This is a genomic window from Massilia rubra (assembly GCF_011682065.1).
In the GTDB taxonomy this organism is placed as follows: domain Bacteria; phylum Pseudomonadota; class Gammaproteobacteria; order Burkholderiales; family Burkholderiaceae_D; genus Telluria_A; species Telluria_A rubra.
In genome coordinates, this window is record NZ_VUYU01000018.1 from 1 (window position 1) to 24,696 (window position 24,696).

At 57.9% G+C, this 24,696-nt stretch carries 24 protein-coding genes and 4 tRNA genes; 23 read left to right on the forward strand and 5 right to left on the reverse strand.

Features of this window, described 5'->3' with window-relative positions; all coding sequences use genetic code 11:
* Positions 1–334 precede the first annotated feature (334 nt).
* The 14 genes from F0185_RS23040 (at position 335) to F0185_RS23105 (ending at position 14,958) form a co-directional block, all read left to right on the forward strand.
* Positions 335–419, forward strand: a tRNA-Tyr gene (locus F0185_RS23040).
* Positions 420–460: 41 nt separating this feature from the next.
* A tRNA-Gly gene (locus F0185_RS23045) sits at positions 461–534 on the forward strand.
* Positions 535–591: 57 nt separating this feature from the next.
* Positions 592–666, forward strand: a tRNA-Thr gene (locus F0185_RS23050).
* Between the two features lie 104 nt (positions 667–770).
* Complete coding sequence (tuf, locus tag F0185_RS23055; protein ID WP_167228447.1) at positions 771–1,976, forward strand: elongation factor Tu; 1,206 nt, start codon at positions 771–773, stop codon at positions 1,974–1,976.
* Positions 1,977–2,081: 105 nt separating this feature from the next.
* Positions 2,082–2,157, forward strand: a tRNA-Trp gene (locus tag F0185_RS23060).
* 34 nt (positions 2,158–2,191) lie between these two features.
* The gene (secE, locus tag F0185_RS23065) at positions 2,192–2,578 is read left to right on the forward strand and encodes a preprotein translocase subunit SecE (protein WP_126077281.1); all 387 of its coding nucleotides are present in this window, start codon (positions 2,192–2,194) and stop codon (positions 2,576–2,578) included.
* Position 2,579: 1 nt separating this feature from the next.
* Positions 2,580–3,209 carry a transcription termination/antitermination protein NusG gene (gene nusG / locus F0185_RS23070; protein ID WP_166898804.1) on the forward strand — a complete coding sequence of 210 codons (630 nt, stop codon included), beginning with the start codon at positions 2,580–2,582 and terminating at the stop codon, positions 3,207–3,209.
* Positions 3,210–3,401: 192 nt separating this feature from the next.
* Positions 3,402–3,833, forward strand: a complete 432-nt coding sequence (gene rplK / locus F0185_RS23075) for a 50S ribosomal protein L11 (RefSeq protein WP_054265745.1) — start codon at positions 3,402–3,404, stop codon at positions 3,831–3,833.
* The gene (gene rplA, locus F0185_RS23080; RefSeq protein ID WP_166880641.1) at positions 3,833–4,528 is read left to right on the forward strand and encodes a 50S ribosomal protein L1; all 696 of its coding nucleotides are present in this window, start codon (positions 3,833–3,835) and stop codon (positions 4,526–4,528) included. The genes rplK and rplA overlap by 1 nt, the downstream gene beginning before the upstream one ends.
* Before the next feature lie 263 nt (positions 4,529–4,791).
* Positions 4,792–5,337 carry a 50S ribosomal protein L10 gene (gene rplJ, locus F0185_RS23085; protein ID WP_167228449.1) on the forward strand — a complete coding sequence of 182 codons (546 nt, stop codon included), beginning with the start codon at positions 4,792–4,794 and terminating at the stop codon, positions 5,335–5,337.
* Between the two features lie 109 nt (positions 5,338–5,446).
* Positions 5,447–5,818 (forward strand): 50S ribosomal protein L7/L12, encoded by a 372-nt coding sequence (gene rplL, locus F0185_RS23090; RefSeq protein ID WP_167228451.1) that lies wholly within the window; start codon positions 5,447–5,449, stop codon positions 5,816–5,818.
* Positions 5,819–6,072: 254 nt separating this feature from the next.
* Positions 6,073–10,179 (forward strand): DNA-directed RNA polymerase subunit beta, encoded by a 4,107-nt coding sequence (rpoB, locus tag F0185_RS23095; protein ID WP_167228453.1) that lies wholly within the window; start codon positions 6,073–6,075, stop codon positions 10,177–10,179.
* Between the two features lie 164 nt (positions 10,180–10,343).
* Complete coding sequence (gene rpoC / locus F0185_RS23100) at positions 10,344–14,579, forward strand: DNA-directed RNA polymerase subunit beta' (protein ID WP_166898796.1); 4,236 nt, start codon at positions 10,344–10,346, stop codon at positions 14,577–14,579.
* A 115-nt stretch (positions 14,580–14,694) separates the two neighbouring features.
* A complete protein-coding gene (locus F0185_RS23105) occupies positions 14,695–14,958 on the forward strand; it encodes a transposase (protein ID WP_167228455.1) in 264 nt (87 codons plus the stop codon).
* Positions 14,959–15,197: 239 nt separating this feature from the next.
* Here the strand turns inward: F0185_RS23105 and F0185_RS23110 are convergent, their stop codons facing one another.
* Positions 15,198–15,635, reverse strand: a complete 438-nt coding sequence (locus tag F0185_RS23110) for a hypothetical protein (protein ID WP_167228457.1) — start codon at positions 15,633–15,635, stop codon at positions 15,198–15,200.
* A complete protein-coding gene (locus F0185_RS23115; RefSeq protein ID WP_167228459.1) occupies positions 15,632–16,108 on the reverse strand; it encodes a lysozyme in 477 nt (158 codons plus the stop codon). Before F0185_RS23115 ends, F0185_RS23110 begins: the two co-directional genes overlap by 4 nt.
* A 660-nt stretch (positions 16,109–16,768) precedes the next feature.
* Between F0185_RS23115 and F0185_RS23125 the strand changes: the two genes are divergently transcribed.
* On the forward strand, positions 16,769–17,110 hold the full coding sequence (locus F0185_RS23125) for a hypothetical protein (RefSeq protein ID WP_167228461.1): 342 nt from the start codon (positions 16,769–16,771) through the stop codon (positions 17,108–17,110).
* A gap of 79 nt (positions 17,111–17,189) precedes the next feature.
* On the opposite strand, the gene F0185_RS23130 is transcribed toward F0185_RS23125, so the two are convergent.
* Together F0185_RS23130 and F0185_RS23135 are read right to left on the reverse strand one after the other, a co-directional pair.
* The gene (locus tag F0185_RS23130) at positions 17,190–17,489 is read right to left on the reverse strand and encodes a DUF7660 family protein (RefSeq protein WP_223164561.1); all 300 of its coding nucleotides are present in this window, start codon (positions 17,487–17,489) and stop codon (positions 17,190–17,192) included.
* Complete coding sequence (locus tag F0185_RS23135) at positions 17,486–18,286, reverse strand: hypothetical protein (protein ID WP_167228465.1); 801 nt, start codon at positions 18,284–18,286, stop codon at positions 17,486–17,488. Before F0185_RS23135 ends, F0185_RS23130 begins: the two co-directional genes overlap by 4 nt.
* A gap of 289 nt (positions 18,287–18,575) precedes the next feature.
* On the opposite strand from F0185_RS23135, the gene F0185_RS23140 reads away from it, so the two are divergent.
* The 6 genes from F0185_RS23140 to F0185_RS23165 all read left to right on the forward strand — a co-directional run bounded on the left by F0185_RS23140 (position 18,576) and on the right by F0185_RS23165 (position 22,320).
* Complete coding sequence (locus F0185_RS23140) at positions 18,576–19,577, forward strand: DUF1176 domain-containing protein (RefSeq protein ID WP_167228467.1); 1,002 nt, start codon at positions 18,576–18,578, stop codon at positions 19,575–19,577.
* 106 nt (positions 19,578–19,683) lie between these two features.
* Positions 19,684–20,070 carry a VOC family protein gene (locus F0185_RS23145; protein WP_167228469.1) on the forward strand — a complete coding sequence of 129 codons (387 nt, stop codon included), beginning with the start codon at positions 19,684–19,686 and terminating at the stop codon, positions 20,068–20,070.
* A 258-nt stretch (positions 20,071–20,328) separates the two neighbouring features.
* Entirely contained in the window at positions 20,329–20,868 is a 540-nt protein-coding gene (locus F0185_RS23150) for a hypothetical protein (protein WP_167228471.1), read from the forward strand.
* A 2-nt stretch (positions 20,869–20,870) separates the two neighbouring features.
* A complete protein-coding gene (locus tag F0185_RS23155; RefSeq protein ID WP_167228473.1) occupies positions 20,871–21,293 on the forward strand; it encodes a hypothetical protein in 423 nt (140 codons plus the stop codon).
* A gap of 55 nt (positions 21,294–21,348) precedes the next feature.
* Positions 21,349–21,750, forward strand: coding sequence for a hypothetical protein (locus F0185_RS23160; RefSeq protein ID WP_167228475.1), 402 nt, complete (start codon positions 21,349–21,351; stop codon positions 21,748–21,750).
* A 45-nt stretch (positions 21,751–21,795) separates the two neighbouring features.
* Complete coding sequence (locus F0185_RS23165; protein ID WP_167228477.1) at positions 21,796–22,320, forward strand: L,D-transpeptidase family protein; 525 nt, start codon at positions 21,796–21,798, stop codon at positions 22,318–22,320.
* Here the strand turns inward: F0185_RS23165 and F0185_RS23170 are convergent.
* Complete coding sequence (locus F0185_RS23170) at positions 22,317–23,207, reverse strand: LysR family transcriptional regulator (protein WP_167228479.1); 891 nt, start codon at positions 23,205–23,207, stop codon at positions 22,317–22,319. The genes F0185_RS23165 and F0185_RS23170 overlap by 4 nt on opposite strands.
* A 105-nt stretch (positions 23,208–23,312) precedes the next feature.
* Between F0185_RS23170 and F0185_RS23175 the strand changes: the two genes are divergently transcribed.
* Both F0185_RS23175 and F0185_RS23180 read left to right on the forward strand, forming a co-directional pair.
* Positions 23,313–24,161 (forward strand): pirin family protein, encoded by an 849-nt coding sequence (locus F0185_RS23175; RefSeq protein ID WP_229477158.1) that lies wholly within the window; start codon positions 23,313–23,315, stop codon positions 24,159–24,161.
* A gap of 44 nt (positions 24,162–24,205) precedes the next feature.
* Positions 24,206–24,625, forward strand: coding sequence for a DoxX family protein (locus F0185_RS23180; protein ID WP_187362624.1), 420 nt, complete (start codon positions 24,206–24,208; stop codon positions 24,623–24,625).
* Positions 24,626–24,696: the final 71 nt, after the last annotated feature.

Here is a 24,696-nt window from a genome sequence, read left to right on the forward strand (position 1 = left end):
GCCCTTAACGGGCTGGGGGGGCGGGCGCGGGCGCCGTTGTGCGGGCGCTGCGGTTGCTAGCGTGGGCAGGTGCCGCCGGCCGCTAACCCTTGTGTGGGGCCCCCCGCCTGCGCGGGGGAGACGGCCGAGGGTGGCGGCTCTTGATGCGGGCGGGTCAGTCGCCCAACACCCCTCCAAAAAAAGATTTCACCTTTTTTCGCCAAGTCCTTGCACATTCCGATATCTTCCCGTTACAATCACGCCCCGAAGCAAGAGGTCAGTGAGATAGCAGAAAGCACCCTGCAAATATAATTGACAGAAGATTGATCTTGCTTCATACTCTGCGGTTCCTCGCGGAGGGGTGGCCGAGTGGTTAAAGGCGACAGACTGTAAATCTGTTCTCTATGAGTACGCTGGTTCGAATCCAGCCCCCTCCACCAAGTTGTTGCAGAAGATGTTGTAGTCGGTGAAGTAGTAACTCGCGGGTGTAGCTCAATGGTAGAGCAGAAGCCTTCCAAGCTTACGACGAGGGTTCGATTCCCTTCACCCGCTCCAGTGCTTCATGCAATGCGCGATCGGTGGCAGCAAGATCGCAAATCGTAGTACCTAATCGCCCTTTTAGCTCAGTGGTAGAGCACTCCCTTGGTAAGGGAGAGGCCACGTGTTCAATCCACGTAAAGGGCACCAGAATTCAGTGCTTTATGGCACTTGCGGCACTCGCAACATTCGCAGTATTCAATAGTTAGTCAGGCGCGTGCCTGGTCACACTCAAAAATCGTTAGGAGTCTAAAATGGCAAAAGGTAAATTCGAACGGACCAAGCCGCACGTCAACGTCGGTACCATCGGACACGTTGATCACGGCAAGACCACCCTGACGGCAGCGATCGCAACCGTTCTGTCGAAGAAATTCGGCGGCGAAGCAAAAGCATACGACCAGATCGATGCAGCACCGGAAGAAAAAGCACGCGGCATCACCATCAACACCGCGCACGTCGAGTACGAAACGGCTAACCGCCACTACGCTCACGTTGATTGCCCAGGCCACGCCGATTACATCAAAAACATGATCACCGGCGCAGCGCAGATGGACGGCGCGATCCTGGTTTGCTCCGCAGCTGACGGCCCAATGCCACAGACCCGCGAGCACATCTTGCTGGCACGCCAGGTTGGCGTTCCTTACATCATCGTGTTCCTGAACAAGTGCGACCTGGTCGATGACGCAGAGCTGCTGGAACTGGTTGAAATGGAAGTGCGTGAGCTCTTGTCGAAATACGAGTTCCCAGGCGACGACCTGCCAATCATCAAGGGTTCGGCACGTATGGCCCTCGAAGGCAACACCGGCGAAATGGGCGAAGTCGCGATCATGGCCCTGGCCGACGCGCTGGACACCTACATCCCAACGCCAGAGCGCGCTATCGACGGCGCCTTCCTGATGCCAGTGGAAGACGTGTTCTCGATCTCGGGTCGCGGCACCGTTGTGACCGGTCGTATCGAGCGCGGTATCGTTAAAGTCGGCGAAGAGATCGAAATCGTCGGCATCTCCGACACCGTCAAGACCACTTGCACCGGCGTGGAAATGTTCCGCAAGCTGCTGGACCAGGGTCAAGCTGGCGACAACGTCGGTCTGCTGCTGCGCGGCACCAAGCGTGAAGACGTCCAGCGTGGTCAAGTTCTGGCCAAGCCGAACTCGATCAAGCCGCACAATCACTTCACCGGTGAGATCTACGTCCTGTCGAAAGACGAAGGCGGCCGTCACACCCCGTTCTTCAACAACTATCGCCCACAGTTCTACTTCCGTACCACGGACGTGACTGGTTCGATCGAGTTGCCAGCGGACAAAGAAATGGTTATGCCAGGCGATAACGTGTCGATCACCGTCAAGCTGATCAACCCGATCGCAATGGAAGAAGGCCTGCGTTTCGCAATCCGCGAAGGTGGCCGTACCGTTGGTGCAGGTGTTGTTGCAAAGATTCTCAGCGAAGTCGCTGGTAAGTAATAGTAAGGGCGGGCCCGGACATGCGTCCGGCGCCCCGCCGAAATCAGTGATTGCCATCAGCGGCCGCACGATGGTATAATTTCTGATTCCACTGAAGTTTTACGTAGGGACGTAGCTCAATTGGCAGAGCGTCGGTCTCCAAAACCGAAGGTTGGGGGTTCGATGCCCTCCGTCCCTGCCACCGTTCTGGTGCAGGGCACCGAAAGTAAAAACGTATGTCTAATCAATCCGTGCAAACCGTCAGCACGTCAAACGACAAGTTTAAAGTCGCGCTGGCAGTGGTTGCCGCGATTGCAGGGGTCGTCGGGTTTTTCTACCTGAAAGGCCAAAGTAAACCAGCTTGGATGTGCGCCGTCGCACTCGCGGCTGGTTTAGTTTTTGCCGTCCTGCTTTTGTGGACTTCGTCCAGTGGCCGTGAATTCCTCAGCTTCGCCAAGGAATCGGTTCGCGAGACCAAAAAAGTCGTCTGGCCCGCTCCCAAAGAAGCAATGCAGATCACCGGTATCGTGTTCGCGTTTGTGACCGTCATGGCGCTGTTCCTGTGGGGCACGGATAAGACGATTGAATTTCTGTTGTACGACGTGATCCTGGGTTGGAAATAACATGAGCGAAAATGTGCAAGATGATGCGAGCGCCGCTCCAGTGCCAGGCGAAGAAGTGCCTGCGCAAGAAGCTGTCGCAGCGCTGAGCGTTCCAGTCAGTAACAAGCGCTGGTACGTTGTGCACGCTTATTCCGGCATGGAAAAAAGTGTCATGCGTGCACTGACCGAGCGCGTCGAACGCGCCGGTATGCAAGAGCAGTTCGGCCGCATCCTGGTGCCGGTCGAAGAAGTTGTCGAAGTCAAGAATGGCCAGAAGTCGGTTACCGAACGTCGTTTCTTCCCAGGCTATGTGCTGGTTGAAATGGAAATGACGGACGAGACTTGGCACTTGGTTAAGAACACCAGCAAGGTCACCGGCTTTATTGGCGGTAAGTCGAACAAGCCGACGCCGATTCCCGCGCGCGAAATCGACAAGATCATGCAGCAGATGCAAGAAGGCATCGAGAAGCCACGTCCAAAAGTGCTGTACGAAGTGGGCGAGCAAGTGCGTATCAAGGATGGTCCGTTCACCGACTTCAACGGCAACGTCGAAGAAGTCAATTACGAGAAATCCAAAGTGCGCGTCTCGGTCACCATCTTCGGTCGTGCAACGCCGGTCGAACTCGAGTTCGGCCAGGTCGAGAAAGTATAAAACGTCGTTCCCGCGCAGGCGGGAACCCAAGTTCGCGCTGTAGTCGATGCAGAAACTTGGGCCCCCGCCTTCGCGGGGGCGACGCTAGCGCCTAATCGGAGCGCCGCGGTGGTTGAGCGAAATCCGGTAAGAGGAGCCCTGCCATGATTGTACCGGCGGGGCGCTACTACTCAATCCAAGATAGGAGCCATCATGGCAAAGAAAATCATTGGTTTTATCAAGCTGCAAGTGCCAGCTGGTAAAGCAAACCCATCCCCACCGATTGGCCCAGCACTGGGTCAGCGCGGCCTGAACATCATGGAATTCTGCAAGGCGTTCAACGCCCAGACCCAGGGTCAAGAGCCAGGTATGCCAATTCCGGTCGTGATCACCGCGTTCGCCGACAAGTCCTTCACGTTCGTGATGAAGACGCCTCCAGCGACCTACCTGATCAAGAAATTCGCCGGCATCACCAAAGGTTCGCCAACGCCACATACCACCAAGGTAGGCAAGCTGACCCGCGCTCAAGCTGAAGAAATCGCTAAAATCAAACAGCCGGATCTGACCGCTGCCGACATGGATGCCGCAGTGCGCATCATCGCCGGTTCCGCTCGTTCGATCGGCATCACGGTGGAGGGTCTGTAATGGCTAAGCTGTCCAAACGCGTTAAAGCAATCAAAGCCAAAGTCGACCGTAACAAGTCCTACGGTTTCGACAATGCAGTCGCTCTGGTGAAAGAATTCGCCACCGCCAAGTTCAACGAATCGATCGACGTATCGGTTCAGCTGGGCGTGGATCCTAAGAAGTCGGATCAAGTCGTGCGCGGCTCCGTCGTTCTGCCAGCAGGCACCGGCAAGACCGTTCGCGTTGCAGTATTTGCAACCGGCGACAAAGCCGAGCAAGCTAAAGCAGCCGGCGCCGACATCGTTGGTATGGAAGACCTGGCTGAGATGGTTAAAGCCGGCAACATGCCTTTCGATATCGTCATCGCTTCGCCAGATACCATGCGTATCGTTGGTACCCTGGGCCAGATCCTGGGACCACGCGGCCTGATGCCTAACCCGAAAGTCGGCACTGTTACTCCTGACGTCGCTACCGCCGTGAAAAACGCGAAAGCCGGCCAGGTCCAGTACCGTACCGACAAGGCAGGTATCATTCACGCAACGATCGGCCGTAAATCGTTCGCTGACGCTGACCTGAAAGCCAACCTGGTTGCGCTGATCGATGCTCTGAACAAGGCCAAGCCAACGTCGTCGAAAGGTGTTTACCTGCGTAAGGTTGCACTGTCGTCGACCATGGGCGCCGGCGTTCGCGTCGACCAGGCTTCCCTGGCAGCGTAATAAAGAATTAAGTCCACGGTGCAAACCGTGGCGACTCTTTGGGATGTCCGGGCGCAAGCCCGGGCAGACAATCAAAGACCGTTGGGCTGATGGCAGCAGGCAGGCCGGAGGTTAATAGACCACCCAACGCAGATGGTGCACCCGAGCAAGTTTTGTTAGTCCCGCTGCGTGAATTCATCCGCTCAGTTGTACTTCTAAACGTCGGACGCCGTTGTTCGAACCGATGCAAGGCATTTGCCGCGTATCATTTTAGGAGGTTGACCGTGGGTCTCAATCTGAATGACAAAAAGGCCGTCGTCGCCGAAGTTTCCGCAAAAGTAGCAACTGCGCAAACGATCGTCGTGGCCGAATATCGTGGCATCCAGGTTGGTCACTTGACGCAACTTCGTGCCAAAGCGCGTACCCAGGGTGTGTACCTGCGTGTTCTGAAGAACACGCTGGCTCGCAAATCCGTTGAAGGTACGCAGTTTGCTAACCTGGCCGACTCGATGGTCGGTCCGCTGATCTACTCGATCTCGGATGATGCCGTTGCTGCAGCTAAAGTCATCGCTGACTTTGCTAAAACCAACGACAAACTGGTTATTACCGCAGGTAACTTCGCAGGCAAGCAGCTGGATAAAGCAGCTGTTGTCGCGTTGGCAAGCATCCCTAGCCGTGAAGTCCTCATCGCCCAGATCCTGGGTCTGATGCTGACGCCGGTTTCGGCTTTTGCACGTGGTCTGGCTGCCCTGGCAGCGAAAAAAGGCGAAGGCGCCGCTCCTGCCGCAGAAGAAACTGCAGCAGTAGAAGAAGCCCCAGCAGCAGCGTAATCGTTCGCGATTACCCTTGCACTTTTTTAGTCAATACCAATCTATACAACGTATTAGAGGACATTGCCGCACAGCGGCCCTGTCCTCCACAAAATAAATGGAGTTTCAAATGGCAATCAGCAAAGACGACATCCTGGCAGCAGTTGGCGAAATGTCCGTAATGGACCTGAACGACCTGGTCAAGGCATTCGAAGAAAAATTCGGCGTATCGGCAGCTGCAGTATCGAGCGGCCCAGCAGTCGGCGGCCCAGCTGTCGCTGTTGAAGAGCAGACCGAATTCAACCTGGTTCTGGCCGATTTCGGCGCGAACAAAGTTGGCGTCATTAAAGCAGTTCGCGAAATCACCGGCCTGGGCTTGAAAGAAGCTAAAGACCTGGTTGATGGCGCACCAAAAACCGTTAAAGAAGCGATCTCGAAAGCTGACGCTGAAGCCGGCAAGAAAAAGCTGGAAGATGCTGGCGCGAAAGCCGAAATCAAGTAATAGCAACAAAGCCTTATTTGGCGTTCAGTTCTACGCCGGAGTCAAAGCTTGCGGTCCTCCCCCGAAAGGGGGAGGATGCGGCTTTGGCTCTTTTGTCGTCCCTGTCGTATAAGTAACGCTTAAGCTCTACCCAGTAGTATTCGTATTATCTTCTTATCACCTGGCATAAAGTTCGAGACTTGAGGCCTTTCTAGTGCGCGCCCGGCCCTGGAAATTCCTGAATTCTCATCCTTTCTGTCACTCACGGAGTGTCCATGCACTACTCATTTACTGAGAAGAAACGCATTCGCAAGTCATTCGCGAAGCGCGCCAACGTTCACAACGTTCCTTTCCTTCTGGCTACACAGCTCGAATCCTACGAGAATTTCTTGCAAGCGGATACCATCCCGTCGACCCGCAAGAACGACGGCCTGCAGTCGGCTTTCACCTCGATTTTCCCTATCGTGTCGCACAATGGTTTTGCGCGTCTCGAATTCCTGTCGTATGTCCTGGGTGACCCGGCTTTCGACGTCAAGGAATGCCAACAGCGTGGCCTGACGTTCGCGTCGCCGCTGCGCGCCAAGGTGCGCCTGGTGATTCTGGATAAAGAATCGCCGACCAAGCCTGTGGTTAAGGAAATGAAAGAGCAAGAAGTTTACATGGGCGAATTGCCGCTCATGACGACCACCGGCTCGTTCGTCATCAACGGTACCGAGCGTGTCATCGTCTCGCAGCTGCACCGTTCGCCTGGCGTGTTCTTCGAACACGACCGCGGCAAGACCCACTCGTCGGGCAAGCTGCTGTTCTCGGCACGGATCATTCCGTACCGCGGCTCGTGGCTGGACTTCGAGTTCGATCCGAAGGACATCCTGTTCTTCCGCGTCGACCGTCGCCGCAAGATGCCTGTGACGATCCTGCTGAAGGCCATCGGGATGTCGCACGAACAGATCCTGGCGAACTTCTTCGTATTCGACAATTTCAACCTGCGCTCCGAAGGCGCCGAGATGGAATTCGTCGCCGAACGCCTGCGTGGTGAAGTTGCGCGTTTCGACATCGTGGACAAGAGCGGCAAGACCCTGGTGCTGAAAGACAAGCGTATCAACGCCAAGCACGTGCGCGATATCGAAGCGGCCGGCATCAAGCACATTTCCGTGCCTGAAGACTACCTGCTCGGCCGCGTGCTGGCCAAGAACATCGTCGATGCCGATACCGGCGAAGTCATCGCTTCGGCCAACGACGAGTTGACCGAAGACGTGCTCGGCCGCCTGCGCGACGCGTCGGTCAGCGAAATCCAGACCCTGTACACGAACGATCTCGACCAGGGTGGCTACATCTCGCAAACCCTGCGTATCGACGACACCGCCGACCAGATGGCCGCCAAGGTCGCCATCTACCGCATGATGCGTCCAGGCGAGCCGCCAACCGAAGACTCGGTCGAAGCCCTGTTCAACGGCCTGTTCTACAGCCCTGAGCGCTACGACCTGTCGGCCGTCGGCCGCATGAAGTTCAACCGCCGCATCGGCCGTGACGAACTGACCGGCGCCATGACCTTGTCGAACGACGACGTGCTGGCCGTGATCAAGATCCTGGTGGAACTGCGCAATGGTCGCGGCGAAGTCGACGATATCGATCACCTGGGTAACCGTCGCGTACGTTGCGTGGGCGAGCTGGCGGAGAATCAATTCCGCGCCGGCCTGGTGCGCGTTGAGCGCGCCGTCAAGGAACGTCTCGGCCAGGCCGAAGCGGACAACCTGATGCCGCACGACCTGATCAACTCGAAGCCGATTTCGGCCGCGATTCGCGAGTTCTTCGGTTCGTCCCAGCTGTCGCAGTTTATGGACCAGACCAACCCGCTGTCGGAAATCACCCACAAGCGCCGCGTCTCCGCGCTCGGACCTGGTGGTCTGACCCGCGAACGCGCCGGCTTCGAAGTGCGCGACGTGCACCCGACCCACTACGGCCGCGTGTGCCCGATCGAAACGCCAGAGGGACCGAACATTGGTCTGATCAACTCGCTGGCTCTGTTTGCCCGCCTGAACGAATACGGCTTCCTCGAGACGCCGTACCGCAAGGTCGAAAACAGCATGGTCACCGACAAGATCGACTATCTGTCCGCGATCGAAGAAGGCCGCTACATCATCGCCCAGGCGAACGCGACCATCTCGTCCGAAGGCACCTTGTCCGATGAACTGGTGTCCGCACGTGAAGCCGGCGAAACGATCCTGGTTTCCCCAGAGCGCATCCAGTACATGGACGTCGCCCCAGGCCAGATCGTGTCGGTCGCAGCCTCGCTGATTCCGTTCCTCGAACACGATGATGCGAACCGCGCATTGATGGGCGCCAACATGCAGCGCCAGGCCGTTCCTTGCCTGCGCCCTGAAAAAGCGTTTGTCGGTACCGGTATCGAACGCACCGTGGCAGTCGACTCCGGCACCACCGTGCAGGCGCTGCGTGGCGGTGTGGTCGATTACATCGATGCAGGCCGTGTAGTGATTCGCGTCAACGACGACGAAGCACTCGCGGGCGAAGTCGGCGTGGACATCTACAACCTGATCAAGTACACCCGTTCCAACCAGAACACCAACATCAACCAGCGTCCGATCGTGCAGGTCGGTGACCGCGTCGCCAAGCGCGACGTGATCGCCGATGGCGCCTCGACCGACCTGGGCGAACTGGCCCTGGGCCAGAACATGCTGGTGGCATTTATGCCATGGAACGGTCTGAACTTCGAAGATTCGATCCTGATCTCGGAAAACGTCGTGAAAGACGACCGCTACACCTCGATTCACATCGAAGAGTTGTCGGTTGTTGCACGCGATACCAAGCTCGGCGCCGAAGAAATCACGCGCGACATCTCGAACCTGGCTGAGAACCAGCTGGCTCGTCTGGATGAGTCCGGCATCGTCTACATCGGTGCTGAAGTGCAAGCAGGCGACACCCTGGTCGGTAAAGTGACGCCAAAAGGCGAAACCCAGCTGACCCCGGAAGAAAAGCTGCTGCGCGCGATTTTCGGCGAGAAGGCATCGGACGTCAAAGACACCTCGCTGCGCGTGCCTTCGGGCATGGTCGGCACCGTGATCGACGTGCAAGTGTTTACCCGTGAAGGCATCGTCCGCGACAAGCGCGCCCAGCAGATCATTGATGATGAACTCAAGCGTTTCCGCCTCGACCTGAACGACCAGATGCGTATCGTGGAGGGCGATGCCTTCCAGCGTCTGGAAAAAATGCTGATTGGCAAAGTTGTCAATGGCGGCCCTAAAAAGCTGGCCAAGGGCGTGAAGATCACCAAAGAGTACCTCGACGACCTCGACAAGTACCATTGGTTCGATATCCGTCCAGCCGACGACGATGCCGCCACGGCGTTAGAGGCGATCAAGGAATCGATCGCCGAGAAGCGTCACCAGTTCGACCTGGCCTTCGAAGAGAAGCGCAAGAAGTTGACCCAGGGCGATGAACTGCAACCTGGCGTGCAGAAGATGGTCAAAGTCTACCTGGCCGTCAAGCGCCGCCTGCAGTCGGGCGACAAGATGGCCGGCCGTCACGGTAACAAGGGTGTGGTTTCCCGTATCGTGCCAGTCGAAGACATGCCGTACATGGCGGACGGTACCCCGGCCGACATCGTACTGAACCCGCTGGGCGTGCCGTCACGGATGAACGTCGGTCAGATTCTCGAGACCCACTTGGGTTGGGCAGCCAAGGGCCTGGGCCTGCGTATCGGCGAAATGCTGAAAGCGCAAGCCAAGGTCGTGGAAATGCGCAAGTTCCTGAACCTGATCTACAACGAAACCGGCAAGACGGAAGACCTGGACAACTTCAGCGACGACGAGATCATGACCCTGGCGCAAAACCTGAAGAACGGCGTGCCTTTCGCGACGCCAGTGTTCGACGGTGCGCACGAGTCGGAAATCCATCGCATGCTGGACCTGGCGTATCCTGACCATATCGCGACCAAACTCGGCATGACACCGTCGAAGAACCAGGTCACGATGTACGACGGCCGCACCGGCGAAGCGTTCGAGCGCAAGGTAACTGTTGGCTACATGCACGTACTGAAGCTGCACCACTTGGTCGACGACAAGATGCACGCGCGTTCGACCGGTCCTTACTCGCTGGTAACGCAGCAGCCACTGGGCGGTAAAGCCCAGTTCGGTGGCCAGCGTTTCGGTGAGATGGAAGTCTGGGCACTGGAAGCGTACGGCGCATCGTATGTGCTGCAAGAAATGCTGACCGTCAAGTCGGATGACGTGAACGGCCGTACCAAAGTGTACGAAAACCTGGTCAAAGGCGACCATGTGATCGACGCGGGTATGCCGGAATCGTTCAACGTGCTGGTGAAAGAGATTCGTTCGCTGGGTATCGATATCGACCTCGAGCGTAACTAAGAGCACCGGCCGTCGCGAGACCTCCGGCACGTCGTTCCCGTGAAGACGGGAACCCAATTTTGTGGCTCAGCCGCGAACTTGGATCCCCGCCTTCGCGGGGATGACGTGTGGTGGTAGCGTTGAAGTTAGACGTAATATAGAAATTCCATCACCTGGAGTGATACATGAAAGCACTGCTCGATCTATTCAAGCAAGTTCAGCAAAACGAAACGTTCGACGCGATCAAGATTGGTCTGGCGTCGCCTGAAAAAATCCGTTCGTGGTCCTACGGCGAAGTCAAAAAGCCGGAAACCATCAACTATCGTACCTTCAAGCCAGAACGCGACGGCCTGTTCTGCGCCAAGATCTTTGGTCCTATCAAGGACTACGAGTGCCTGTGCGGCAAGTACAAGCGCCTGAAACACCGCGGCGTGATCTGCGAAAAGTGCGGCGTCGAAGTCACCCTGGCCAAGGTGCGCCGTGAGCGCATGGGCCACATCGAACTGGCTTCGCCAACCGCGCACATCTGGTTCCTCAAATCGCTGCCGTCGCGTCTGGGCATGGTCCTCGACATGACCCTGCGGGATATCGAACGCGTGTTGTACTTCGAAGCATACGTGGTCACCGATCCAGGCATGACCCCGCTCAAGAAGTGCCAGATCATGTCGGAAGACGACTACGCCGCCAAGTACGAAGAGTACGGCGACGACTTCACCGCCTTCATGGGCGCCGAAGGTATCCGTGAACTGCTGCGCTCGATCGACATCCACCGCGATGCCGAAGCCCTGCGCGTGGAACTGAAGGAATCGAAGTCCGAAGCGAAGATCAAGAAATACGCCAAGCGCCTCAAAGTGCTCGAGGCATTCCAGCGTTCGGGCATCAAGCCGGACTGGATGATCATGGAAGTGCTGCCAGTGCTGCCGCCGGAACTGCGTCCGCTGGTACCACTGGACGGCGGCCGCTTTGCGACCTCCGACCTGAACGACCTGTATCGCCGCGTCATCAACCGTAATAACCGCCTGAAGCGCCTGATGGAATTGCGCGCTCCGGAAATCATTACGCGTAACGAAAAGCGCATGCTGCAAGAAGCGGTCGATTCACTGCTGGATAACGGCCGTCGCGGTAAAGCGATGACCGGCGCCAACAAGCGTCCGCTGAAATCGCTGGCTGAGATGATCAAGGGTAAAGGCGGCCGTTTCCGTCAGAACTTGCTGGGCAAGCGCGTCGACTATTCGGGCCGTTCGGTCATCGTGGTCGGTCCTCAGCTCAAACTGCACCAGTGCGGCTTGCCGAAACTGATGGCCCTGGAACTGTTCAAGCCATTCATTTTCAACAAGCTCGAACTGATGGGTCTGGCAACGACGATCAAGGCCGCCAAGAAGCTGGTCGAGATCCAGGAACCGGTCGTGTGGGACATCCTGGAAGACGTGATCCGCGAACATCCGGTCATGCTCAACCGTGCGCCTACGCTGCACCGCCTGGGTATCCAGGCTTTCGAGCCGGTCCTGATTGAAGGCAAGGCCATCCAGCTGCACCCACTCGTCTGCGCGGCGTTCAACGCCGACTTCGACGGTGACCAGATGGCGGTCCACGTTCCTCTGTCGATCGAAGCGCAGATGGAAGCGCGTACCCTGATGCTGGCGTCGAACAACATCCTGTTCCCGTCGAACGGCGAACCGTCGATCGTGCCGTCCCAGGATATCGTGTTGGGTCTGTACTACGCGACCCGCGAAGCGATCAACGCCAAGAACGAAGGCATGCTGTTTACCGACGTTTCGGAAGTGATCCGCGCCTACGACAACAAGGAAGTCGAACTGACGACCCGCATCACCGTGCGTATCGTCGAGAACCCGAAAGATGTCGAGACCGACGAATTCGTGCGCACCGTCACGCGCTACGAAACCACGGTCGGCCGCGCCATCCTGTCCGAAATCCTGCCGAAGGGCCTGCCGTTCTCCGTACTGAACCGCGCCCTGAAGAAGAAAGAGATTTCGAAGCTGATCAACACGTCGTTCCGCAAGTGCGGCCTGCGTGCCACCGTCGTGTTCGCCGACAAGCTGATGCAGTCCGGTTTCCGTCTCGCGACGCGCGCCGGTATCTCGATCTGCGTCGACGACATGCTGGTACCACCACAAAAAGTCACCCTGATCTCCGCTGCGGAGCAGGAAGTCAAACAGATCGAGCAGCAGTACGCGTCCGGTCTGGTGACCGCTGGCGAGCGTTACAACAAGGTCGTCGACATCTGGGGCAAGACCTCGGACGAAGTCGGCAAGGCGATGATGGACCAGTTGAAAGTAGAAGATGTCGTGAAGCGCGACGGAACGAAATCGACGCAGGAATCGTTCAACGCGATTTACATGATGGCCGACTCGGGCGCGCGCGGTTCGGCAGCCCAGATTCGCCAGTTGGCTGGTATGCGAGGCCTGATGGCCAAGCCGGATGGTTCGATTATCGAAACGCCGATTACCGCGAACTTCCGTGAAGGTCTGAACGTATTGCAGTACTTCATTTCGACCCACGGCGCTCGTAAAGGTCTGGCCGATACGGCACTGAAAACGGCGAACTCGGGTTACCTGACCCGCCGCCTGGTCGACGTGACCCAGGATCTGGTTGTGATCGAGGACGATTGCGGCACCACCAACGGCGCGCTGATGAAGGCGATGGTCGAAGGCGGTGAAGTCATCGAGCCGCTGCGCGACCGTATCCTCGGCCGTGTCAACGTGCATGACGTCGTCAATCCTGAAACCCAGGAAACCCTGTACGAATCGGGCACCCTGCTCGACGAAGACATGGTCGAAGAAATCGAACGCCTGTCGATCGACGAAGTCAAGGTGCGCACGCCGCTTACTTGCGAAACGCGCTTCGGCCTGTGCGCCAAGTGCTATGGCCGCGACCTCGGCCGCGGCATGATGGTCAACGCCGGCGAAGCGGTTGGTGTTGTCGCAGCGCAGTCGATTGGTGAGCCGGGTACCCAGCTGACCATGCGTACGTTCCACATTGGTGGTGCGGCATCGCGTGCGGCAGTGGCCTCGTCGGTGGAAGCGAAGTCGAACGGTACCATCCGTTTCACCGCGACCATGCGTTACGTTACCAATGGCAAGGGCGCCCAGATCGTCATTTCCCGTTCCGGCGAAGTGCTGATCACGGACGACCATGGCCGTGAGCGCGAGCGTCATAAAGTGCCGTACGGCGCGACCCTGATCGTCAAGGATGGCATGGTCATCAAGGCCGGTACGGCCCTGGCAACCTGGGATCCGCTGACCCGTCCGATCATTACCGAGTATGCCGGTACGGTTCGCTTCGAGAACGTCGAAGAAGGCGTCACCGTGGCCCGTCAGGTCGATGAAGTGACCGGTCTGGCAACCTTGGTGGCGATCGATGCCAAGCGTCGCGGTTCGCTGACCAAAACGCTGCGTCCGCAAGTGAAGCTGCTCAACGACGTCAACGAAGAAGTCAAGATTGCCGGCACCGAACACTCGGTGGCGATCGGCTTCCAGGTCGGCGCGCTGATCATGGTCAAAGACGGTCAATCGGTATCGGTCGGCGAAGTGCTGGCACGTATCCCGACCGAATCGCAGAAAACGCGCGACATTACCGGTGGTCTGCCACGGGTTGCCGAGCTGTTCGAAGCGCGTTCGCCGAAAGACGCCGGCATGCTGGCCGAAGTCACGGGTACGGTTGCGTTTGGTAAAGAAACCAAAGGCAAGCAGCGTCTGGAAATCACGGACATGGACGGTAACAAGCACGAGTTCCTGATCACCAAGGACAAGCAAGTGCTGGTACACGACGGCCAGGTAGTGAACAAGGGCGAGATGATCGTGGACGGCCCGGCCGATCCGCAAGACATCCTGCGTCTGCTGGGTATCGAAGCGCTGGCGCGTTACATCGTTGACGAAGTGCAGGACGTGTACCGTCTGCAGGGCGTGAAGATTAACGACAAGCACATCGAAGTGATCGTGCGCCAGATGCTGCGCCGCGTGCAGATCGTGGAAGCGGGCGATGCGAACTACATCGTCGGCGAACAGGTCGAGCGTTCGGAGCTGCTGGACGAAAACGATCGCGTGATCGCCGCTGGCAAGATCCCTGCGACGTACGAAAACGTACTGCTGGGTATTACCAAGGCATCGCTGTCGACCGATTCGTTCATCTCGGCCGCATCGTTCCAGGAAACCACCCGCGTGCTGACGGAAGCGGCGATCATGGGCAAGCGCGACGGTCTGCGCGGCCTGAAAGAGAACGTCATCGTCGGCCGCCTGATTCCTGGCGGTACCGGTCTGGCCTTCCACCGCGCCAAGAAGGAAAAAGAGGCGTGGGAAGTGGAAGAGCGCAAGGCGCTGTTGGATGCTGAAAAAGCCAACATGGCGACCGAGCTGCAAGCCATGGAAGACAACACGGCGGCACAGCACAGCGACGAAGCATAATCTAGCTTAAGCGCACACGAAAACGGCACCGAGGAGAAATCCCGGTGCCGTTTTTTTGTCAATGACTAGAACGCTGTGCGCTAAGCTAATGAACTCGAATGATGAAAGCACCACCATGTTCGGATCACTCCTGGACAACAAGGGTACGCTCGACAAATACACCGGCGACGGTGGAATTGATGCGTGCGCTGTGATGCAGTTGTCGGACGAGGCGATCTGGCTGGCGACGGCGGCGGACATGCGCCGTTTGCATCGTGGCCAGTTCCTCTGGCTGGAGGCGGACGAGGCATGCTGGCAGATGAGCGCCGAACAATGGCAGTGGCCGGTGTGGACTGGCAGCCGCCTGTGTGCATCAGCTCCAGCGCAGTGGCGCGTGTGAGGACGCAAGCTGTCGCGCTGGTAAACGTGGGACATGCCCTGTAAGCGACATGGTATCAACCCGCTAGGCGCACTCGCCGCCACCAACATCGACCCGGCGCTGCTGGTGAAGGTTCAGGCCTGACTTGGGCGCAAGGCTGAACTGGAGAAAGTTGTCCAGGAGCGGCAACGCCAGGGCGCGCGGTCAGGACCGCCGAAGGACGGGCCGGATTTGAGCCGCTGAGCCGCTGAGTTGCATATCTATTTCTTGATTCGTACTGCCTCGAAGAAAACGCCATTCTCTGCAATCATAATATGGTTTTTTCGAATGGGATAAAGAAAATTGCATTTCGCATCAATAATTGTTACCGGGTTGGGCAAAGGAGTATCAGTGACATCAGCGCGCCATTCGCGATCAAAGTACTTATCGACATCGTCGACACTTCGGCTATAAGGTGGATGCAAACAAGTTCTTCCGTTAAAAACAAATTTGTCAGCATTGATTATTGCGATTTTCCCAATGTACAAACGTGCTTTTTGCTCTGATAAATTACTGATTCCCCCGCCCATTATCGACTTTATCTTCCAAAGACCATAGATGTCATCATTTATATCCTTTGCATTTGCACTTCCTGCGATTGATAAAAAAAATGCCAGCGTCAAAAGACGCCTGATCAATGTCACTAACGAGGTCTTCATTTCTTTTCCCGAAATGGTGCGCTTTCCTCTTTTCTGCGGGACACTAGTCCTTTTAATAAGACCATAACAGACTTTCCTTTTTTCTTGGTCCTGCCGTATATCTCGCTAGAAATTCGATCTGCTGCTCCATCAAAGTCACCCGCGTTCAAAAGGTCAAACACAGGGGTCGCACCGGTGCTTCCCCTGTTGAACGTGAAGCTCACCAGCGCATCAAATTGTTCTTCTGTCAGATCTACGGTAACGCGTCGCTCTACCGTTCGCTCAGCCTCCTGGACTCTGGATGAGAACTCAGCCTCGACTTGGCCCACAGTGACTGGTCTCGCCAGTTCTTCAGCAGTACATGGGCCGCGATGCTCGAGTATCCCGATGCCCCACGAACAGTTGCCACGACCTGGGCCCATATCATCGTAATATCTCATGACGACTTTTTCATGTTGCCGCATTTTTACTCGCGCCATGTTGCTAATTTTCATCTTTTTCTCCAAGTGATAATTACCAAATTAGACTATTTTGTTAGCAGACAATTTCGGCTATCAGGTATGTTGACTGCAGCACCGCCACCGAGTTTTTTTGCGCGTATTTTCACTTAAGCCAGAAAAGCTAAACCAAATATGTCCGATGAATACATTTTCGATTTCAATATGGTTAACAGGTTTTTCCTGATCATCTGCTCGCCTGAATTCGACCATTTGTACATAAACTCCGGTTATCATATCAAATTCTCAGACTTGTGTATTATACAATATATGATTCTTGGTGACTGTTCAGCATGAGATTTTTTTCAAAAAACAGTTGTACACCTTTTCAAACCGGCTCATCATCTTGGTTATGGCAAGAAAACGTACTCCTCCCGACCGCTCCGCCCTTACACGCGGCGAGCTTGAAGGCGTCGTGTTGTACGCGCTGTCTCAGCACGCTGCCGCTGCCGCTGGCGCAGGCCGTCGTGGCCGAGAGGCGTCAAGTCATTGATGTGCCGGCGGGCGCGTTCGATGTCATCGAACACCGCGCGCTCGCCGTGACCTGCTGCTGCGGCCAGGCCCACATGAGCCGCTTCCCCAACGGCGTAAATGAGCCGGTGCAATGTACGGCGCAGAAAATATGTCGACTATATTTGCAGAACTCCGAAGTACGCATTGGTTTGTATTGATGTCATTTCAGAGTTTGCTCGCCGGTTGACGGCGATGCGGGACAAACAGATAACACTTATCCTGGCTGACCTGGTTCAAGTGGTTTCGCAAGCGATCAACACCATGCTAGTCGAACGCAATCTGGTTTCGCAAGAGGAGAAACCCTCAGTGTCCAAAGTCTTCCCATTAGGGGCCAAGATTGTTGAGCCCATGCTTGAAAAATTGGAAGCACTGGCGTCAATGATCGAAGGCAGCGACTATTCCGGTGACCTACTTCAAGGAATGCAGGAGACAATTGCCTTGTTCAGGTCCGCCAATCCACCAACCGATGAGGTTCAAGTATCCTGAAAATCCGCACGGGGGGCGGAAACAGTGGAAGTGCTTCTTGGCAGACCCAGTAATCATGCACGAGTTCACCCGAAACAGCTCACTCATAGATTTTGCCCATCCACAAAATCTGCGCCATGCGACACCATGGGTTGTCTGGAACTTTATAGTAGCGCAATCCCTCTGCTGAAGCTTCCCCCCAGGAATGTGCGGCGTCGAGGAAATCACCGATGGTATGGTTCTCCCAGCCATTGGCGCCCGGCCCATAGGGGGAACTCGGTTGTTCCTTTTCCTTACGTTGTTCATCCAGCCAATCAGCCCTGAGCGCCTCCAAAAAAGCCAGAAAGGATGGCTCGTCATGGACCGCGTCGGCCATTGTCGACAGGTCGATCTTCATCATGTAACTCCTTCCTGTGCGGTGACTCTTGGCCGCTTGCTGTCCATTATATGCGGCTGCGCGTGATGGCCATCAACGCGGCATACCGCACCGAGCGCCTCCTCCACAGCTTCCAGCCCCACGTCTTCAGCAATGCGGCAGGCTTGCATGCCGGCGGACATGCGCTCATCCTGGCACGAAAAATCGCGGAAGCGCAGGCGCGTGTGTTTTCCGAAATACGCAAACTGGATCACCGGCCGCCTGGCCAGCCAGGCAATCAGGGGCCACTCGAAATCAGCAAACGCTTCGGCCACGTTGGGCGCCACGATATGGTCCTGCTCCCACGCCAGAAAAGCGTCGAACAACTGTTCGCGCTTGTGGCGGGGATACTCGGTACCGGCCGCGCACGACGCGTGGCAGTCGACCAGCAAGTCCGTGAAAGCGGCGCCGATCACCGGGCGGATGACGTCGTTGGCGCCATATTGCCGCGTATATTGGAAGATGGCGTACGATTCGGCGCAAACCTGGCGGTTAATGCTGCGGAAACGGTCCGCGAACACGGCGACAGCATCGAGCTTTTGCTTGCGCCTGCCGCGAATGCACAGAGCTGGCAATGAAGCGATGCGCGCACCGAGGTTCCCCAGTTTAAAATAGCCGGTTGCCCACAGGGACCCGTGCGCCGCGATCAGGGCGAATGCATGGCGTTTGCCGGACTCGAGGTAAATGCGGTGATACAGCCTGATACGCTGCTGCAAATCGCGCACCTCGCCGGCCAGCGCGTAGCCTTCGCTTCTCAACATTTCGTATGCCGCTGCTGTCATGCTGTCCCCGCCTGCTGATAAGTTTTCGTTACTCATCTATATGCAAGCGCCGTGCCACACCGGCGACAATCCCAAGTGACTGATTCTTAAAGGATTAATCGCTGCCTCGGCGCCATGCCTGTCAAGCACGTATACAGCAAACCCATGGCAGCTATCAACAACGCTTACATCTGATGGGGCAGCGACGTCCGCCTTGACGCTTCCCCGGCTTTCATTGACACTTTAAAAATATTTCCAACCTTCGTAGATGTGCTATGCCAGGCCGGTTCAACCTCGACAAGGAGCGCGCATGAAAGCAAGTCACTGGATCGGCATCCTGCTTGGTCTCGTCAGCAACGCTGCGAACGCCGTCGACTTCGAGTATGGCGACTGGGCCGTCGCCTGCGATAACACCCGGCGTTGCGAAGCTGTTGGTTTCCAGCGCGACGGCGGCGAACCTGTCGCCTTGTTCCTGGAGCGTGACGCTGGCCCCGACCAGCCGGTGTCGCTCACGCTGATGCTCGACACCGGCAGGGGCAAGGTGCCCGATAAAGTAATCCTCACCGTCGGCCAGGTGATCCTGCACGACGTCATTCCCGAGCAAGTCATCAACACCGATGACGCCGCCAAATTGATCCCCGCCTTGCTCAAGGGCGAGCGTGCCGAGGTCCGGGCCGGCACACGCCACTGGGCCGTGTCGCTCGACGGCGCCAGCGCCGCCCTGCTCAAGATGGATGACTTGCAGGGAAGGGTGGGCACGCCGGGCGCGCTGGTGCGCAAAGGCACGAAAAGCGAATCGTCGGTGCTGCGTGCGCTGCCCGTGCCCGTGCTGCGCGCCGCACGGCTGGACCGGGCGCGTCCGGGTGACGAGCGTCTGCTCGCGGCGATCCTCAAGGCCATCGGCAAGCGCGATTGCAGTCGCGACGAGGACGATCCCGACCGAAGGGAACGTAGCCTGCACCGCCTGTCCGGTGGCAAGGTACTGGTCATGATCCAGTGCGGACAGGGCGCTTATCAATCCGGGTCCGACGTCTGGATCGCCAACGGCAAACCGCCCTATGCGCCAGTGCCCGCAGTCTTGCCGCCCCTTGAGGCCAATCATGGGAACAGCGTTACCAACGGCGGATTCGACGAGGGCCAATTGAGCTCCTACAACAAGTGGCGGGCGACGATCGAATGCGGCGTATCGACCAGCTGGCTGTGGACGGCGCAGGGCTTCAAGCTGCTTGACGAGACGCGTGCCACGATGTGTCGCGGCTTCCCCGAGGGAATTGCCTTGCGCACCTGGACCGCCAATCTGGCGCCGAAATAGGGCATCATTGCCGACAGGCCGTAAGGCGCGCCGATCGCCCTCCAGAACAGGTGTCCGTACGCACCGATGCCCTTCTGGTTCAACCCACGATGATCAAGGCATTGCTATGAAACGTGTTACCGGCATTGGCGGCGTATTCTTCAAGTCCCCGGACCCGCCCCGGCTGGCCGAGTGGTACCGCGTGCATCTTGGTTTCAATATCGAGGAATGGGGCGGCGTCGCTTTCCCTTGGGCCGGTCCGGACAACCCGGCCGGCATCGGTAGCACCATGTGGAGTGCCTTCAAGGAAGACACTGAGCACTTCGCACCGAGTCCGGCCGCGTTCATGATCAACTACCGGGTGCACGACCTGCATGCGCTCATGGCCGCACTGCGTGACGAAGGATGCCAGGTCAGCGACAAAGTCGACGAATCCGAGCACGGCAAGTTCGCATGGGTCATCGACCCGGACGGCAATAAACTCGAATTATGGCAGGCACCGGAAGGCCACTAAAAAACGGTGCATCGCCAGCAGAAGATAGCGCTAGCCAAGCCCGGCTTGGCCGCCTTTACCGCCGCCCATGCTTATTGTCATCCGCATTCGGCAGCCCGTGGCTGGTGTGTCGTATCAGTCAGCTTGAAATTCCAAGGGGAAGCAGTTCAATCATGCTTGCACCCTTCAAGTGCCGAGTGCTAAGGTGCGGCTTGATGTTCCAATAAGATTGGAAAACCTTCCAGTCGTCTCCTACGTGTCAGTTCCAAGGCTTACTTCATGTATCAACTCGCGCAGCATCGAAAAGAACGCAATCTGGTCGCAGTTTTTCGCAGCGGCATTGACGATCATTCCATGGAGGGTTTCGTGCTCGGCTTCTCTGACGACCTCTTGCTGTTTCAATACATCTACGATTTTCATTTGGATGGATTGATGGTGCTCAGAATCGCCGACATTACTGATGTCACGTGCACCGCCACTTGCAAGTTCCAGCGCGAGTTGCTCGAGCAAGAAGGATTGATCCGGCAAGTCCCGTTCGATATCAGCCTCGATCTACGTAACTGGCAAACGCTGCTAGCTCAGTTGTCGACCATGTATCCGCTGATGATTCTCGAATGCGAGAAATTAGATGATCCGGACTTTATCATCGGCCAGGTTGACCAGCTCAGCGAGGCCGCAGTCGAGATGCAGTGGTTTTCCGGCACCGGTCGCTGGGACGACGAATTGGCGACCCTGGCTTTCGCCGATATCACCTCGTGCCAGGTCGACACCAATTACATCAAATTCTATCAACGCTATTTCGAGCGCACGGCGGACTGACCATGACTGCTTATCGCTTTCGCCTGCTTCTGTGCCTGTACATCATCCTGTCGGTCGCGGCAATCGTGGCGCCCTGGTATTGCTCCAACCTGATCTCGCCTGCAATGCAGGCGGCATCGGAAGCCGAGCCAGTAGCCTGGGACGTCACCAATCTGGCCCTGTCCATGTCGATCATGGTTCCTTTAGCCATCGGTTCGCTGGCAGGGCTGGCCGGCATGTTCATGTTCAAGTCGTGGGCGCGGACTTTCTCGCTCGTGTTCACGGTTGCCGGCATGATCATGCTGCCCTTTATGGGAACGTCGGTCCTGTCGTGGCTCGATTACATGCTGATGGACATGGCCGCAATGGTCTGGGGCGCCATTTTGGCACTGGCCTATTTTTCGCCCGTGAGCAGCCTGTTTTCCGCCCCCCGTCCACCGGCCTGAGCCCCCCGTCCACCAGCTTTCTTACACCTGCGCAGTACTCTCCATGTCTCTTCCAATGCCGCTGTATGCCCGCCTTGCCCAGTATCTCCTCTTCGTCGTCCTGACGGCGATGGCCGCCTGGTGCGCACGGGTCTTTATCCTGGATAATCACAATGTGATGATGCTGGTGTTTTTCATCTGGCTGTGCGCTACCATCGTCGGCCTGTACCGGCGCGTGGCATGGGGCCGCTTTTACGTCTCCTGCGTCAGCGTGCTGTCGGCGTTTACCATTGCACTGTCGATGATTCCATTCGACCCCTACCGGCTTTCGGAACAGCACGCACACACCCTGCACGGCATCATCAACTTGTCGCCCTTGCTTGCCTGGCTGCTCGTTGTCGCTACGGCGGTGCTGGTCCTGTTGCCTGCATTGCTTATCGGCATACGAAAAGACTGGTTCCGCAGCGCCTGGTGGTAAGGCGCTTGATGCGGCAAATTTACATAATGAATCAACGAGGCAGACATGATTAATCGACTTGGGTGGGCTGCATCGGCGGCCCTGTTTCTGTGCGCGCTGACTGTCCCCGCATGGGCCGCGCAGATCACCGTCTACAAAGCCAAGCGCGTGCTGGAATACAAGGGTGACGGCGCGACGCGCACCTACAAGATCGGCCTGGGCGGCTCGCCCGTCGGCCGCAAGCTGCGCCAGGGCGACCGCAAGACGCCCGAGGGCAGCTACGTCATCACGCACAAAAATCCGCAGAGCCAGTTCTACCTCTCGCTCGGCATCAGCTATCCCAACCTGGACGACGCCGCACTGGGCCACAAAGCCGGCCTCATCTCCACCCAGCAGTACACGGCGATGACGACGGCGATCCAGCAAGGCCGCGCGCCCTCCCAGCACACGCCGCTCGGCGGCGATATCTTCATCCACGGCAAAGGCGCCGGCAGCGACTGGACCTGGGGCTGCATCGCCCTCGACGACAAACAGATGCGCGAGCTCTACGAGCTGGTGCGACCCGGCGACAAGGTCAGCATCCAGCCCTAACCCTGCTTGAGCTTGTCGATGAACCAGCGGCCGGCGCGGCCCGGCGGATTGTCCGCCAGATGGATCGCATGCATCGAAAATCCCGGCCCCGAAGTTGGAAACAGCTCAAGGTGAATCGGCACCAGCGCGCCGCTGCGCAGATCGTCCTCCACCATGTGGCGCGGCATGTGCCCCCAGCCCAGGCCGGCGCGCAAAAAAGCGTGCTTGGCGCCCAGGTCCGCCAGGCGCCAGACGCGCGTGGACAACACGCCGAAATCGCGACCCGCGGTCAGCGATGAGCGGTCCGTCAACACCAGCTGGATATGCTCGGCAGCCACCGAGCGCAACACCATGCCTTGCAGCGCCGCCAGCGGATGGGTTGGCGCCACCACCGTTACCGCCGCCACGCTCAGCAAATATTCGGAGGCGCAGCCGGCCGGAATTTCCGGCAGCGAGCCGATCACCGCCACCCTGCAGTTTCCATCCAACAAAGGCTGCAACACCGCACCGAGCGCTTCCACGTACAGCCGCAGCGGCGTCGACGGAAACGCTTCATGAAAGGCGCGCACCGCGCAGGTCAGGTTGGCGATCGGATACATCACATCCACCGCCACCGCCAGCTCCGGTTCCAGCCCTTCCGCCAGGCTGCGCGCCTTGGCCTTGAACTCATCCATGCTGTGCGCCGCCGCGCGCGCCATCTCCAGCAGCGCCCGGCCCGCCTCGGTCAGCTGCGGGTAGCGCCCGGTCCGCTCGAACAGCGCAAAGCCCACCTGCGCCTCCAGATTGGCCAGGGTCGTGCTCACCACCGACTGCGCGCGCCGCAACTTGCGCCCGGCTGCGGAAAAACTCCCTTCATCGGCTGCCGCAATGAAGGTGCGCAGCTGGTCCATCGACATCCCGTCAAGCATATATCTACTCCTTGGATACTATCGATCTGATTATATAGGCTTCTTGGATGGATGAGGAAGGCATAAGATTCACTCATGCACTACCAACCAACACCGGAGGACACCATGAACATGAATCAATCGCATCTCAAACAAACCCCAGCAGCGCAACGTCAACTGGCAGTGCGTTCCGCCGGCCGCAGCCGTGGCGGTATCAACCGGCTCGTGAGCCCCGGCGATATCGGCCAGTTGATCAAGCCATTTGTGTTTCTCGACCTGTTCCAGCTCGGCGCCAACGGCAGCAACATGGGCATGCACCCGCACTCGGGCATCGCCACCGTCACCGTCGTGCTCGACGGCGCCATCGCCTACACCGAAACCACCGGCAGCGAAGGCGTGCTGCCGAGCGGCGGGGTGGAGTGGATGAGCGCCGGCGGCGGCGTCTGGCACGACGGCGGCGCGGTTCCCGGCCAGCCGGTCACCGGCTTCCAGCTGTGGCTGGCCCTGCCGGAAGAAGATGAAAACGGCCCCGCGCAAAGCCAGTACCTGTCGCCGCAGCAAGTGCAGAGTCATGGCCCGGCCCGCGTAATCATCGGCAACTACGGCGACGCCAGCAGCCTGATTCGTCCACGCGCCCCGATCAACTATTTGCACGTCACACTGGCCGACGGCGAACAATGGACCTACACGCCGCCCGCCGGCCACGGCGTGGCCTGGGTCTCGGTTGCCAGCGGCGCGCTGCAGACAGCGGGCACCGTCGTCAAGCGCGAAGTGGCGGTGTTCGAAGAAGGCGAGGGCGCAATCGACTTTGTGGCCCAGGGCCGGACCGAATTCGTGCTCGGTTCCGCCCCCAAGCATCCGCATGAGCTGGTTACTGGCTATTACTCGGTCCACACCAACGCGCAAGCGCTGGCCAGGGGCGAGAAAGAAATCGATCGTATCGGCGCCCAGCTGCGTGCGGCAAAACTGATGTAAGTGCTGTACCCAACAATCTGACTACTCTATTAAAAGGACTTACCATGAACACCACCAACAACAATACTTCCGTCATCCCCGTCATTGGCCGCGTGCTGCTGGCCGCGATCTTCATCTTCAGCGCGCTTGGCAAAATCATGGCGCCGGGAGCCACCATCGGCTACATCGAGGCCATGGGCCTGCCGCTCGCCTCGGCCGGCCTGGTCATCGCGATCGCGGTCGAACTGGTGGGCGGCCTGATGCTCGCCTTCGGCATCAAAACCCGCGCGGTGGCATTGGGCCTGGCACTGTTTTCGATCGTGACCGGGCTGGTATTCCACCATGCGATCGGCGACCAGAACCAGCTGATTCACCTGATGAAAAACCTGGCAATGGCCGGTGGCTTGCTGCAAGTGGTCGCCTTCGGCGCCGGTGCCTACAGCCTGGACAACAAAGCGGTTCGCCCCGCAGGACACCTTGCTTGAGGCGCACCGCCGGTGTCCGCACCGCCGGTGTCAGGTCTGACAAACGGACACGAGCTGGGCTGGGAATAGCA